At 30.9% G+C, this 14875-nt stretch carries 15 protein-coding genes; 4 read left to right on the top strand and 11 right to left on the bottom strand.

Translation table 11 applies throughout. From position 1 onward, the window contains the following. Positions 1 to 7 precede the first annotated feature (7 nt). On the top strand, positions 8 to 427 hold the full coding sequence (locus tag ACNMOQ_RS04910; RefSeq protein ID WP_017000499.1) for a YgzB family protein: 420 nt from the start codon (positions 8 to 10) through the stop codon (positions 425 to 427). 31 nt (positions 428 to 458) lie between these two features. On the opposite strand, the gene perR is transcribed toward ACNMOQ_RS04910, so the two are convergent. The 3 genes from perR to bcp all read right to left on the bottom strand — a co-directional run bounded on the left by perR (position 459) and on the right by bcp (position 2413). Next, positions 459 to 917, bottom strand: coding sequence for a peroxide-responsive transcriptional repressor PerR (gene perR / locus ACNMOQ_RS04905; RefSeq protein WP_017000498.1), 459 nt, complete (start codon positions 915 to 917; stop codon positions 459 to 461). Between the two features lie 78 nt (positions 918 to 995). Next, the gene (locus tag ACNMOQ_RS04900) at positions 996 to 1949 is read right to left on the bottom strand and encodes a phosphoglycerate dehydrogenase (RefSeq protein WP_017000497.1); all 954 of its coding nucleotides are present in this window, start codon (positions 1947 to 1949) and stop codon (positions 996 to 998) included. 5 nt (positions 1950 to 1954) lie between these two features. Continuing rightward, complete coding sequence (bcp, locus tag ACNMOQ_RS04895) at positions 1955 to 2413, bottom strand: thioredoxin-dependent thiol peroxidase (protein ID WP_416350302.1); 459 nt, start codon at positions 2411 to 2413, stop codon at positions 1955 to 1957. Between the two features lie 84 nt (positions 2414 to 2497). On the opposite strand from bcp, the gene ACNMOQ_RS04890 reads away from it, so the two are divergent. Both ACNMOQ_RS04890 and ACNMOQ_RS04885 read left to right on the top strand, forming a co-directional pair. Continuing rightward, positions 2498 to 3784, top strand: a complete 1287-nt coding sequence (locus ACNMOQ_RS04890) for a glutamate-1-semialdehyde 2,1-aminomutase (protein WP_416350397.1) — start codon at positions 2498 to 2500, stop codon at positions 3782 to 3784. 99 nt (positions 3785 to 3883) lie between these two features. Beyond that, a complete protein-coding gene (locus tag ACNMOQ_RS04885) occupies positions 3884 to 4978 on the top strand; it encodes an FUSC family protein (protein ID WP_017000494.1) in 1095 nt (364 codons plus the stop codon). Between the two features lie 77 nt (positions 4979 to 5055). On the opposite strand, the gene ACNMOQ_RS04880 is transcribed toward ACNMOQ_RS04885, so the two are convergent. From ACNMOQ_RS04880 to mutY, 4 genes are all read right to left on the bottom strand, one after another. Further along, positions 5056 to 6651: an FMN-binding glutamate synthase family protein gene (locus ACNMOQ_RS04880; RefSeq protein ID WP_017000493.1), complete on the bottom strand. Its 1596-nt coding sequence runs from the start codon at positions 6649 to 6651 to the stop codon at positions 5056 to 5058. 68 nt (positions 6652 to 6719) lie between these two features. Continuing rightward, the gene (locus ACNMOQ_RS04875; RefSeq protein ID WP_416350301.1) at positions 6720 to 8459 is read right to left on the bottom strand and encodes an ABC transporter ATP-binding protein; all 1740 of its coding nucleotides are present in this window, start codon (positions 8457 to 8459) and stop codon (positions 6720 to 6722) included. A 66-nt stretch (positions 8460 to 8525) separates the two neighbouring features. After that, on the bottom strand, positions 8526 to 9080 hold the full coding sequence (gene ntdP, locus ACNMOQ_RS04870) for a nucleoside tri-diphosphate phosphatase (RefSeq protein ID WP_017000491.1): 555 nt from the start codon (positions 9078 to 9080) through the stop codon (positions 8526 to 8528). A gap of 75 nt (positions 9081 to 9155) precedes the next feature. Continuing rightward, the gene (gene mutY / locus ACNMOQ_RS04865; protein WP_239724928.1) at positions 9156 to 10193 is read right to left on the bottom strand and encodes an A/G-specific adenine glycosylase; all 1038 of its coding nucleotides are present in this window, start codon (positions 10191 to 10193) and stop codon (positions 9156 to 9158) included. Positions 10194 to 10285: 92 nt separating this feature from the next. Here mutY and ACNMOQ_RS04860 point away from each other — a divergent pair, with 92 nt between their 5' ends. Then, the gene (locus tag ACNMOQ_RS04860; protein WP_017000489.1) at positions 10286 to 11260 is read left to right on the top strand and encodes a metal-dependent hydrolase; all 975 of its coding nucleotides are present in this window, start codon (positions 10286 to 10288) and stop codon (positions 11258 to 11260) included. Positions 11261 to 11357: 97 nt separating this feature from the next. On the opposite strand, the gene ACNMOQ_RS04855 is transcribed toward ACNMOQ_RS04860, so the two are convergent. From ACNMOQ_RS04855 to recX, 4 genes are read right to left on the bottom strand one after another with little or no spacing between them, the layout of a single operon-like run. Beyond that, positions 11358 to 12128, bottom strand: a complete 771-nt coding sequence (locus ACNMOQ_RS04855) for an ABC transporter permease (RefSeq protein ID WP_017000488.1) — start codon at positions 12126 to 12128, stop codon at positions 11358 to 11360. A gap of 9 nt (positions 12129 to 12137) precedes the next feature. Then, the gene (locus ACNMOQ_RS04850; RefSeq protein WP_239724927.1) at positions 12138 to 13685 is read right to left on the bottom strand and encodes an ABC transporter ATP-binding protein; all 1548 of its coding nucleotides are present in this window, start codon (positions 13683 to 13685) and stop codon (positions 12138 to 12140) included. 12 nt (positions 13686 to 13697) lie between these two features. Next, entirely contained in the window at positions 13698 to 14015 is a 318-nt protein-coding gene (locus ACNMOQ_RS04845; protein ID WP_017000486.1) for a YfhH family protein, read from the bottom strand. Next, complete coding sequence (gene recX / locus ACNMOQ_RS04840) at positions 14008 to 14811, bottom strand: recombination regulator RecX (protein WP_017000485.1); 804 nt, start codon at positions 14809 to 14811, stop codon at positions 14008 to 14010. Before recX ends, ACNMOQ_RS04845 begins: the two co-directional genes overlap by 8 nt. Positions 14812 to 14875 lie beyond the last annotated feature (64 nt).

Genomic DNA, 14875 nt, shown 5'->3' with positions numbered 1-14875 from the left:
AATAGAATTGAAGCTATTTCGTAAAAAACCTACTAGTAAAATAAATAGAATAAGATCTTTTGCATTAGGATTAATCTTCTTAGGAATGATAATAATGTATATAGGTGTATTCTTCTTTTACTATTTCAAGAGTCAAATTGTTTTTAGTATTTTCTTAGTACTTGGTATGCTGGCATTAGGATTATCATTTATTGTTTATTTCTGGATTGGGATGCTTAGTTCGAGAACAATACAAGTTAAATGTCCAAACTGTGATCAATATACTAAGATGTTGGGTCGAGCAGATATCTGTGCAAATTGTAATCAACCTTTAACTCTAGATAAGAACTTAGAAGGAAAAACTTTTAATCAAGATTACAACAACAAACGTAAATCTAAGAAGTTAGAAGAAGCCGAACAGGATAATAATACTGAAGAACATAAATAAAAAAGCTAAAGACCTAAAGTCTTTAGCTTTTTTATTTGTTTTTATTTTTACTTTGACATTCCGGACAAACACCATATATTTCCATTCTGTGGTGTGTAACAGAAAAACTTGTTACATGTTGAGCTAGTTGTTCAACTTCATCTAATCTCGGATAATGGAAATCAGTAATCTTTCCACATTGATCACAAATGATATGATAATGGTTGTGTGTTTCAAAATCAAAACGACTTGATGCATCACCATATGTTAATTCTTTAACAAGTCCAGTTTCTTTAAAAACTTTCAAGTTATTATAAACTGTAGCAACACTCATATTTGGAAATTGTGGTGAAAGTGACTGATAAATTTCATCAGCTGTAGGATGACTATCTGCTTCTATTAAATATTGAAGAATAGATTGACGTTGTGGTGTTATTCTTACGCCTGTACTTCTCAATGTTCCAATCGCATCTTCTAATAAATGTTCAACATCTTCTGTACTATGCTGCATCCTTTCACCCACCTTCTAATTTATAATGATTATTATTTATAATATAGCCCCTATAACAGTGCTTTGTCAAACAATTAATCAATATCCTGACTGAATATTCACTTCATTATTTAACTCGCTATTATCATTTTCTATCATTTTATTGAGATTTTCTATTAATATATCTGCACATCTCTCCATATTACGATTGTCATTACCCGTGATGTGTGGGGTTATCGTAACATTTTCCATATCATATAGCTTTGAATCCTCCGGCAGTGGTTCAATTTCAAAAACATCTATAGAAGCATGTCGTATTTCTTTATTTTCTAATGCTTTTACTAACACATCTTCAGAGACTACAGTTCCTCTTCCTACATTAATAAAGTGTACATCATCATTCATAGATTTGAAGTCTTGTTCATCTAATAAATGTACCGTGTTATCTGTTTCAGGTAATACATTCACAATAAAGTCTGCTTTATGATAAACTTTACCTCTTTCTTCTATAGAATATACTTCATCAAATTCATCTACTTTGTGACCTGTTGTATTTATACCAATCACATTCATATTAAATGCTTTCGCAATACGTGCAGTTCTTTCAGGAATTTTGCCAGTCCCTAAAAATAGGATTGTCTTATTATAGATAGAACCGGGATTTAACTTATGTTTAAATTCATGGTTCTTTTGCGCTTCATATGTTTCTTTAAATAGTTTTATATCATTAAATATGTAACCAAAAATAAACTCTGCAATTTGAATTGCGTGTACGCCTCTAGCATTTGTTAATTTAATTCCTCTTTTGTCGATATAATCGAGTGGTAAATTATTTACACCAGTAGCAAACCACGCTATCAATTTTAAGTTCTTGCATTTATCTAAAAAGGTTTCATCTACTTCGCTATGATAAGCTACCAATACATCCGCTTCTTTTAATACATCATTATCAGCTAATTCTGGATGCTTATAGAAAGTAAATTCAACTTTAGGAAATGCATTTACTAATCTTTCTTCTTGATCCTTCAATTTCATCAAAGCAACTACCTTCATTTATATCATTCCTTCAAAAAGTTTTTTAAGTCTTCTATTTGTGTTTTAACTTTAACTTTTTCAATAACATGTATTACTTTATTATCTTCATCAAGAACAAATGTAGTTCGAACTATCCCCATTGATTCTTTACCAAAAGATTTTTTCAGTTGATATACACCAACCTTTTCAGATAATTGATAATCTTCATCTACTAACAAATCAAAATTTAGGCTATGTTTGTTTGAGAAATTAGAATGTTTCTTCTCACTGTCCCCACTTATACCATATACTTTAGTATTCAATTCATTAAAATCTTCTAAATTATCTCTAAAGTCACATGCTTCTGTAGTACATGTAGGTGTATTATCTCTTGGGTAAAAATACACAATAGATTTACTGCCTTTTAAGTCTTCACTAGATATTGTTTCACCATTTTGATTATTTAAATTAAAATCTGGAAATTTGTCACCAATTTTTGTCATCATATACACTCCTTATCAACGATAGATACTTAATTTTATGATACGATATATATGAAAATAATTAAAACAAAAGAGGTTGATAAAATGGATTTTAAAAATAGTGAATATTTACAGACACTTTCTGATGAATATATTTTAGGTGGCGTTAACTCCCCTTCTCGTTCATATAAAGCGGTCGGTGGTGGAGCACCTGTAGTTATGAAAAAAGGGAAAGGCGCTTATTTATATGATGTAGATGGAAATAAATTCATAGATTATTTACAAGCTTATGGCCCTATTATAACAGGCCATGCTCATCCTCATATTACTGAAGCTATTAAAGGAGCAGCAGAAGATGGCGTACTACTAGGTACACCAACTGAATATGAAATTACATTTGCTAAAAAGCTACGTGAAGCTATCCCTTCATTAGAAAAAATTAGATTCGTCAACTCAGGTACAGAAGCTGTAATGACTACAATAAGAGTTGCGCGTGCATATACAAAAAGAGATAAAATTATAAAATTTGCTGGTTGTTATCACGGTCATTCAGATTTAGTACTAGTTGCAGCGGGTAGTGGTCCAGCTCAATTAGGAACGCCTGATTCCGCAGGAGTACCAAAAAGTGTAGCTCAAGAAGTAATAACAGTTCCTTTCAATGACATTGAATCATTTAAAGAAGCAATGGAACATTGGGGCGACCAAGTTGCTGGTGTTCTAGTTGAACCTATTGTAGGTAACTTTGGTATGGTTGAACCTAAAGAAGGTTTTTTAGAAGCTGTAAATGATATTACTCACGAACATGGTGGCTTAGTTATTTACGATGAAGTGATTACAGCATTTCGTTTCCATTATGGTGCAGCTCAAGACTTACTGGGCGTATACCCTGATTTAACTGCTTTTGGTAAAGTAATTGGTGGTGGACTACCAATCGGCGCTTATGGCGGTCGACAAGAAATCATGGAACATGTTGCACCTTTAGGTCCAGCTTATCAAGCTGGTACAATGGCTGGTAATCCATTATCAATGAGAGCAGGAATTGCATTATTAGAAGTTCTTGAACAGCCTGATGTATATGATTATTTAGATAAACTAGGTAAACAATTAGAAGAAGGTCTTCTAGAATTAATTGAAAAACATAATGTTAAAGCTACAATTAATCGTATTAAAGGTGCTTTGACTATCTATTTCACTGATGAAAAAGTTGAAAATTACATTCAAGCTGAAAACACAGATGGTGAGAAGTTTGCTAAATTCTTTAAATCTATGCTAAATCAAGGCATCAATTTGGCTCCATCTAAATATGAAGCATGGTTCTTAACAACTGAACATACTGAAGAGGATATAAAAGAAACTATAAAAGCAGCAGATATCGCTTTATCTCAACTATAAACTTGAAAATTGTTTAAAAACAATGTATAACCTATATATATATAATAGACTTGTGAATAAAGTTACAAGCTTTCTTCAACAACAAAAAGGAATGGTTCTATGAAATTTGGGGCAAGAATATTTAAGACAGGTATCGCAATTGTCCTTGCTATATTTCTAGCAAATTTACTACCAGGTTCAGTCATGCTTACTTCCATAGCTGGGGTTACAGCAATGGTAGCTATGCAACCAAGTGTTTATCGATCATTTAAAACAGTAGTAGAACAATTTCAAGGTAATATCATTGGTGCGGTTACTGCCATTACCATATTCTCTATTTTTGGTAACAATGTAGTCTTTATTGGTCTTACTGCGGTTATTATTATTTCAATACTTTATAAATTTAATTTACAACACGTTTCTAATTTAGCCGTTGTTACAGCTTTAATCATACTTGGGCATCATGAAGGCGACTTCTATATTTCTGCATTCTACAGATTTGCTCTCGTTATGATAGGTGTATCAAGTGCATTCATAGTGAATTTTGCTTTTCTACCACCAAAATTTGAAACTAAAATGTATTATAACTCTTTAAATATCTCTACAGATATATTTAAATGGTTCAGATTAGTATTAAATGGTACAACAGAATTTCATTACGTTAAACAAGATTTAGAAAATATTAGAACTCGTATTGTAAAGTTAGAACAGTTTTATCTTTTCTATAAAGAAGAGAGAGCTTATTCTAAGAAAAAAGCATTTGCTCAAATGCGCAAAAAGGTGCTATTTAAAGAAGCTATCATGGCAACTAGGCGAGCCTATGAAGTATTGAGAAAAATGAATCGGTATGAAAATGATATTCATAATTTAGATGATGACTTTAAAGTACAAATGAAATTTGAATTAGATGAATTGATGGCATTACATGAACAAATACTCGTTCGTATCTCACAAAAAGCAAAACACGAACTCGATAATGTGCCTGATCATCTAGTAGAACCATATAAAGAAGAGCTAATGGATATTTTCATTAAAGAAATCACAAGTAACCCTGATCAAGATGATTATGATATAGAAAACATAATGCAAGTCATTTCAGCAATGTTGGATTACAAATCTAGTATTTTACATTTAGATAGACTTTCATCAAGTTACTTTAAATTCCACCCTGAAGATAGTGATATAGAAATTGCTGAGGAAGATTTCGATTTATAAGTTTGACTGGCAAAGCTACAATACTAACACTTATCTTAAAAAGAGACGGAGACACTTTTATGTCTCCGTCTCTTTTATTATATTGCTCTTTTTTCATTATATAAAGATTTTTTATACTGTATACCATTTAACACGTGCCCATTATAACTTCTATAGAGTATATGTTTTTCTTCTATTTGATTCGGACTTTTAACTCCAACTGCAGCTGCTAAATTAAATAATCCTTCATGCAAGCTTACAATATAATTCGACACTCTATATTCTTTCTCTGATACGACTAATGCTGTTTCTTTTTTAGGGTCAGTAGTTGCAACACCAACCGGACAATTATTAGTATGACATTGTTGTGCCATGATACACCCTACATTAATCATCAAACTTCTTGCAACATTGACTAAATCTGCGCCTAATCCTAATGCAATAGCAATTTGATCAGGTGTAATTAATTTACCTGAAGCGAATACTTTTACTTTATCTCTAATTCCGTTGTTTTTGAGTTCTAGGTCAAGCAGTGGTAAAGCAGTAAACAGTGGTAATCCTACTGTATCCGTCAATTCTTGAAAAGTTGCCCCTGTCCCACCTTCACTACCATCTACTGTAATGAAATCAGGAATGATTCCACTTCTTGACATTTCGCTTATCAAATCTTTTAAGTCTTCTATATTACCTACTACGATTTTAATTCCTACAGGTTTTTCTGATAGATTTCTTAACTTATCAACAAATTGTAATAGCTCTAGGTTATTATGTAGAAATTCAAATCTATTTGGAGAGTTAACAGTTTCATATGGCGTCACGTTTCTAATTTCAGCAATTTCTTTCGTTATCTTCTTGCCATCAATATGCCCGCCTCTTGTTTTTGCACCTTGAGCTAATTTTAGTTCAAAAGCTTTTACTTGTTCTATTTTAGATTTCTCTATAAATTCATCCTCATCGAAGTTACCTGCTTTATCCCTTACTCCGAATAATCCCGGGCCAATTTGAAAAATGATGTCACAATTTCCGGATAAATGATGGTCACTTAAACCACCTTCTCCTGTATTCATCCAAGAACCGCTTCTTGCTAAGCCTTTAGATAATGCAGTTATAGCATTTTTACCAAGTGCACCGTAGCTCATCCCTGATTGGCCTACTAATCTATTTACTACAAAAGGATGCTTTAATTCTGGACCAATTACCATTTCATTAGTTTCCGTTAATTTATAAGGTTCTACAGTTTTTTTAACTTGTGACTCTTTTCTATCAAATAACCCTTCATTATCAACATTATAAATATAAGTAGACATCATATCTTTTTGATTTATTTCTAATTCATCAACATCTATAGGAAACATAGAATTTTGGATATAAAAACCTGGTTCTTCAAATTGTCTCTTAGAACCAAAACTTTCTATTCGACTCTTATATTTACCTGGCATTACCATATTTAAATATTGCTTTCTAGAAAATGGTTTGCCATCGTTATCATTTAATATTAGATATTGTCTTAATTCTGGCCCAACACTTTCTAAAAAGTATCTTGCTCTCCCTAGTAAGGGATAATTTCTTAATACGCTATGATGTTTTTGTCTTTTGTCTATTATATAAAGCGTTACCCCCGTGATTAACAATCCAATTATAATAACAAAAAATAATATGTTCACAATTAATTGTAATACACTTAGAAAAGTCATAAAAATTCCCCCTCTTTTCTACTATGATAACTTAATAATATCATAGTTAGATAGAGGGGGATGTAATTTTACTCGAAAGATTGTATATTGTATAAATTGAAGTAGCTGCCTCTAGCTTCCATTAACTCTCTATGCGAACCAACTTCTTCAATATTTCCATTTTGTATAACGACTATTTTATCTGCATGCGTAATTGTTGAAAGTCTATGCGCAACAATTAAAGTCGTTCTTTCAGCGCTTAATATTTCAAGTGCATCTTGAATAATTTTTTCACTTTCTAAATCTAACGCACTTGTCGCTTCATCTAGAATCAGTACAGGTGGGTTATTTAAGAATATTCTCGCAATAGATACACGTTGTTTTTGTCCACCTGAAAGTTTAACACCACGTTCTCCTACTTCTGTTTCATATCCATTAGGCAATGACATAATAAAGTCGTGAGCATTAGCTTTTTTACTTGCTTCAATGACTTCATCTTCAGTCGCGTCTGGTTTACCTAATAATATATTTTCTTTAATTGAATCCGAGAATAAAATATTATCTTGTTCAACCATGCCTACTTGATGACGTAAGCTCTCTGTTGTGAAATCTTTAACGTTATGTTCATCTATCATAATTCTACCTTCTGTTACATCATAAAATCTAGGTATCAAACTAATTAATGTAGATTTACCGCCGCCACTCATGCCCACAAATGCGAATGTTTCACCTTTATTAATATTTAAATTAATTTGATGTAACACTTCATCGTCATATTCATTATATTTAAATGAAACATTTTCAAATTCAATATCACCATTCGTAATTTTAATGGGTTCGGCGTCTTCTGTATTTTTAACATCGTATTTTTCATCAAATAAATGAAAAACTCTGTCCATAGAAGCAATACTTTGAGTTAACGTTGTTGATGAAGAAACTAGTCTACGTAACGGTCCATAAAGTTGTTCTAAGTAAGCAACAAATGCTGCTAAAGTCCCTACTGTTAATTGTCCATTTATAACTAAAAATCCTCCGATACCTACTACTAACAATGGCCCTAAATCTGTTACTGTATTGATGACAGCAAATGATTTAGCGTTCCATAATGTATGTTCAGTAGCTTTCGTTAGAAAATTACGGTTACGTTCGTCAAATCTTTTTTCTTCATTTTTTTCAATAGCAAAACTTTTAATCACAGACATTCCAGAAACTCGCTCATGTAGAAAACCTTGAAGCTCAGCTAAACTTTGTGATCTTTTTCTAGTTAGCCTTCTTAACTTTCCGAAGAAGTAATAAATACTAAAGATGAATAGTGGAAAAATTGCAATTGCTGCAAAAGTTAATTTAATATCTAAAACAAACATAATACTTAATGCTATAACAATTGTTACTAAGTCTAGCCAAACATTCATAAGCCCCGTTAATATAAAATCTTTTGTCTGTTCAACATCATTAATAACACGTGAAATTACTTCACCCGCTTTGTTGTTCGCATAAAATCTTGAACTCAAAGCCTGTAAATGTGTATATAATTTTTTACGAATATCATACAAAATCTTGTTAGATGTCCATTGCGCTAGATATTGTCTAAAGTACTCTATTGGTGGTCTTAAAACTATAAATATAAATCCCATAATTAATAGTGCATAAGTTAACTTTTCAGTTTTTTGCCCAATTGATAGTGCACCATTATTTATTACATCATCAATAACGAATTTTATTAATAATGGTAATAATAAAGGAATCCCAAATTTTAAAATCCCAATGATAATCGTACCTACAATATGCCAAGTATATGGCTTTACAAATTGTAAATACCTTTTGATCATTTTTGTTCCCCCATTCATAATATCAAAACGAAACAGCCTAGCAGATCGCTAGGCTGTATAATTTTTTCATTCTCCTGGATAATGTCTATCAATAGAATGAAATCTTTCTTGCCAAACTTTAATAAAGTCAGGCGCAAATGGTCCTTTTTTCCTTTCAATCCATTGTTGTAGAATATCAACATTTCTTCGTAGAATTGTATCAATATCTTTTGGATAATTCATTTGTTTCATATGCTGACGATATTCATCTTCATCTAAGAGATGATATTTCCCACTTGGGTACACTTTTATATCTAAATCGTAATCAATATATTTAATTGCTTCTTCATCACAAACAAATGGTGAAGAAAGATTACAATAATAATAAACACCGTCGTCGCGGAACATACAAATGACATTAAACCAATATTCAGCATGGAAATAAACAATCGCAGGTTCTCTTGTAACCCAAGTTCGTCCGTCACTTTCTGTTACGAGTGTACGATTGTTTCCACCGATAATGACATGACTCGTACCTTTAAGAATTGTTGTTTCAGACCATACACGATGTATATTACCATCATGTTTATAACTTTGAACCTTAATTACTTGGCCTTCTTTTGGTATGGATTCTTTGACCATGTTCCACACCACCTTTTAAATATTTACCAAGCTATTATATCATACTTCAATAAATAATCTAAAATAATGTTTTAGTTAAAGTAATTGATTCATTTGCGTGAAAATTTTAGTCATTGACGTAGAAAATGACAAAGTATCTTTTTCGTTTTTGTTCATCCACTTATAAGGTGGTTTAATATTTTCTTTTTGCATGTATGCCTTATATACTTTCATATTCCAAGTCATATGCGTAAATACATGTTTAGTTTGTATAACAGGTTCATTCTCTATCGTAATGACAGAATCAAGTTCATCTTCAATAGCATCAATACTTGTGTCTTGTTCAAACATTGGAAATTCCCACATACCATTTAATAATTTAGTATCTCTTTTACGTATAAGGATTTGACCTTCTCGGTTCGTAATATAAAGTACGTCATAATCAATTGTTTTTTTCTTAATTTTCTTTTTCTTAACTGGTAATTCTAAAACAACACCTTCTGCGAATGCTTCACAGTGCTTTTGAACTGGACATAATATACATATAGGCTTTTTAGGTGTACAGATTGTAGCGCCTAGTTCCATCATCGCTTGGTTAAAATCACCAGACTTTGTTTCTACGAATGGTTGCAATTCTTTTTCAAATAATTTTTTAGTTTTAGGTTGAGCAATATCAGCATCGTTACAAGTTAACCTACTCCAAACTCTCAATACATTTCCATCCACTGCCGGCAATGGATGATTATGTACGATACTCATAACAGCAGCATTAGTGTATGGACCTACCCCTTTAAGGGATTGAAAGCTTTCTGGATCATCAGGTACTTTCCCATTATATTTGTTGTGGACTTCTTTGACCGCTTCATGAAAATTTCTAACCCGTGAATAATAACCTAAACCTTCCCAATATTTAAGGACATCTTCTTCATTTGTAGTACTTAATGCTTCAATTGTAGGGAAACGCTCTATAAAAGCATTATAATATGGTCTTACAGTATTAACTTGAGTTTGTTGCAACATCACTTCACTTAACCAAATGTAATATGGATTTTTAGTTTCTCTCCAAGGCATTTGTCTTTGATTTTCATCAAACCATTTAAGTAAATCGTGCTTAAATTCATTTATTTCTAACATTTTGACACTACTTTCTGGTTAATTGCTTTAAGATTTCTATACTTATGCTATATAATATATATCATATACCTTAAAGTAAAGAGGTGAAATTTATGGATACTGGAACACATGTCGTTATGGGTGTAGCCTTAACTGGCCTTGCAACGTTAGATCCAAACGTAACACCAACGTTTGCAGCAGTTGCAACTGGTATTATGGTTGGCTCTCAAATTCCTGATATAGATACAGTATTAAAGTTTAAAAATAATGCTATATATGTAAAAAACCATAGAGGAATCACGCATTCTATTCCTTTTACATTATTATGGCCACTTATTTTATCATTTTTAATATTTGTTATATTTCCAAGTGTTAATTTATTACACATTTGGTTATGGACACAGCTTGCTGTATTCTTTCATGTTTTTGTAGATATTTTTAATTCTTATGGTACACAAGCACTCCGGCCAATTTCTAACAAATGGATACAATTAAGTATTATAAATACCTTCGACCCTATCATATTCATTACGCATTTGATTGCTATACTTTTTTGGACATTAGGATTGAATGCGGGTGTTGCATTCGGCACACTATACCTTGCACTGGCATTTTATTATGCGATACGATTCATATTACAAGATGCTATCAAGAAACAAGCTTTAAAACAAATCCAACAAGAGCATAATCCAGTGAAAATTTTCGTAGCTCCAACCATTCGTTTTATGGAATGGCGCATTGCGATACAAACTGAAACGCACGATTATGTTGGACGAAGCTACGGTCGTAACGTTTCATTTAATGATGTCTTCAAAAGACAAGCTTTCCCTAACGACCATATTATGGAACATGCTAAATTCGACAAAAATCTCAGAGCATTTTTAAACTTCAGTTCAATATATAGATGGGAAGTTACTAGAGTAGATCAACATACGACAGAATTAAGGTTCATCGATTTAAGATATTTAAAAAATGGCCATTATCCATTCGTTGCGATACTACTACTAGATGACGATATGAAAGTCACAAGTTCATATATCGGTTGGGTCTTTACAGAAGAAAAATTAATGAAAAAATTAGAAGTATAATTAATATATGACACGAGAAAGTTCAGCATATAAAAAATCCCCTTTCAAAGTTTTCAACGTTTAAGTTGCATACTTTAAAAGGGGGTTTTTCTTCAGTTTAATCTTTAAAATATTTTACTTTATCTGCTCTATTAACATTTATCCAAGCTAAATACACAATACCTAATTCAAAATAAAATAATATGTGATAAGGTAAATTGGTTACAGAAGCATTCCCTAAAATCATTGTCTGTTGGAAACCATTAATAATATAAAATAATGGATTTAACTTGAGTACATTCACCCAAACAGCATACATATTATTCGGGACATATAAAACTGGCACGATGAATAATAATATGATTAATAAACCAAATACAATAAATCTCGTTTTATAGAAATATTTTCCCAGCAAACCAATGATGGATGCTAATGGAACAAGTAAAATATATGCCATTACTAAATAATAGAAAAAACCTAAATGATTAATATCTATTATTTCAGACATGTTTGTAGATACCATACCTGTAATTGTAATAATTATAAGAAACATTAACATTGCTAAAAATACTTGGGCAGATGTCCCAACATAATAAGGAACAGATAACCTATTGTATAGTGCCCCTTGCTTTCTTACAGTTTTCTCAGCGTGAAATAACGATAAAAATATCCATATATAAGCAAAAAATCCTACAAGTCTAAAGAATGAAGTTGATCGTTGTATATCTATTGTATCTCGTATCAACAGTTGTCCAAATGTTAAAATAAGCAATAATAACATTATACCAAACGCTGATAAATAGTACTTGTAATGATAACGAACTTCAAAGAAGCAATATTTGATCATATGTGGAAAATGCTTGATGTGTTGTTCAAATAATTCGTTCATATTAACCTCCTATAATCGAATAAAGATCCATTTGTTTGCTTTCAAGTCTGCTACCATATACCCGTCTCTTGATTTAACGACCCAATTATCACTAGAAATATTATATTTTTTGATGAGTTTTTCTTTATTTTTAATATCAAATGTAAAGCCAATTAATTTATTATCGCTGTCAAAAATCATATGGACTTTTTGACCTTCCATTTGCTCATTAAACCTATTTTCATTTTCTGGTCTGATAGTCTCAGATACTTGTTTATGGCTTTTATGCATAAAACTATTATAAAAATCAATATAATTTAAATAATTATCATCCACATAATCTTCTAATTCAGACCAATTTTTTTCTTCGTATAAGCCTGCTGGATTAAAGAAGTATAAATTATTTTTATTTGTTGTATAAGCTTGACTGTCTATTTCTAGTCTGTATTTAGATTCATTTTCACCAGTGACATCTAGGAAACTATATTGAGGAAGTTTATAATTTTTATCTTTAGATGATGATTGTACTTCTGTATCTTTTTTTAACGATAATATATATGCTGATTTGTCTATGTATTCAGGCTTACTGTTCGTAGCAATAACTTGTTTAGTTGTATCTTCTTTATTAGAACTTAAATTTCCTACATCCAAGAACATGAATAATGCTGCTAACAATGCGCCAATAAGAAAAGTCGTACCGTAAAATAACATTTTTTCTATAGATTTAGGTATTTTACCGTATTGATATTTGCGCATTCTTTTATAACCTTCACCTTGTGCAACTGGTAACTCTTGCTGTGATATTCTCCATTTCAAATCATATAACGACTTTTGTTCTTTGTCATAAAGTTGATTATACTTTTTATAATAATCTCTATAGTGATTTAAAACTTCTTTCACTGTACCTTCTTTTCTAACTTGACCGTATGTTAACCAAATTAAATAGTTGCTCATTTTCTCTATAGAATGAACATGATCATCTATCAATACTGCAGCTCTATCATTTTCTTTCTGTTCTGTTAAAAAATCATGAAATTTTTGTTGAAATGATTCATTTAAATATTGAATGATATTTGTAAAAATCGCTACAGTAGGTTTCATATAATTACTAATACCAATAAGTAATTGAGCATACTCACTTTGAGTAATTTCTTGGCATGTAGAAGTACCTTTATCTTTTAGCTCTGCAAAATCTAAAATCTCATCTTGTAACTTAGATATGTTTTTAGCACTAACCTTTGATAAACTTAGCGTTCTTATAATCAATTCATTTAAAGTTTGAAAATCATTTTCTTTATGCGAAACATCAGCAAGAAATGTTTGTTCGTTATTGGTTACTTTACCTATGTTGGGCGATATTTCCTTTGTCATTAATCTGCTGATTAATTCTTTACCTGATTCATCATCGCCTATTATACCAAGTACTTCACCACGATATAGATGTACCGTCACATTCTTCAAAATAATTTCTCTATCTAAACGATTTAATTTGAACAAAGATATAATTTTATTCTGTTTTTTAGTTTTGTAATAATATTTTGTTGCATTAACAACTCTTACTAATATTTGCTGTGTCATACTGCACCACCATTATAGTTGTAGAAGACTAACTGGAATGCCTTCTTCAATTTTTGAACCTTTTAATCTAAAGCCCCACGCAAACACACCATTAATTCTTTCAACTTTAAAGTAACTGCGCGTCTCACCTATTAGTCCATAAACCTTTCCTGTTTCTATCTTAGATGTATCAACAAGATAAGCTTCTGCAATTAAAGCTTTTCTTTTATAAACTTCGTATTCATTTAGAATGCCCATCGCTTCAGCTTTTCTCATTTTTTCTCTATAATCCGCTATTACTGTGTTTAATTCGTATTCTGTCATTTCTACAAATTTTTTATCTTCACTCATCTACAATACCACTTTCTCTTAATTTGTCATTAATCATATCAAATGTATAGCCTTTTCTCGCTAATGCTTGAACGACATGAGTTTTTAGTTCATATCCATTATATTTCTTTTGATATTTATTATATACCTTTTCTAAATCTTTCATCAAAATATTTTCAACATCGTCAGAAGTTGGTTCTATATTTAAATCTGTTAAATGCTCGTTAATAAGCGAAAAAGCATATCCTCTTTGTTGTAGCGTTTGTACGATAGATTGTTTTAACCTATTTGGTGGCTGTTTCTTTTTACTCATAATTTTATTTGCAATATTTATAATTCTATCATCAGACATTTCTTCTTCAAATTTTGATTTATATTTTAATATTAAATCATTTGATAATCCTTTTTCTTTAGCTACTCTTTCAAAATGATCTGGACCTTTATCAGTTGTTTTTAAAATTGTATTTTTCAAACTTTCAATATAATCTTCATGATTAATATAGCGATTGTTTTTACAGTAATCAATTACATCTTTAACTAAATCGTAACTGTACTCTTTGTCCGTTAAATATTGTTCTACTTCTAGTTCCGTTCTTTTTTTATGGGATAGATATATAATTGCTTGATTTAAAGCTTGTCTATATTGATCATAGTCTTTAATTTTTTGAAGTTGTTCTTTCGTAACTTCCATATCTTTTCTTAAATTAAAATATATATAAGTAGCTTGATCAATACCCATCTCAAATTCGTTGTTAATAAATAAATTTAGCCGTTCTTTGTTTTTCTTTTGTACTTCTAATTTAGTGATTTTCAGCAAATTGAATCCCTCCACATTTATATATAGAATACAATAAAACACACTGAGTTTAAAAGTTTAATCA

It is taken from the genome of Mammaliicoccus lentus (assembly GCF_947036595.1).
Classification (GTDB): domain Bacteria; phylum Bacillota; class Bacilli; order Staphylococcales; family Staphylococcaceae; genus Mammaliicoccus; species Mammaliicoccus lentus.
Note: the sequence above shows the minus strand (reverse complement) of the source record. Positions and strands in the feature narration are given on the sequence as shown.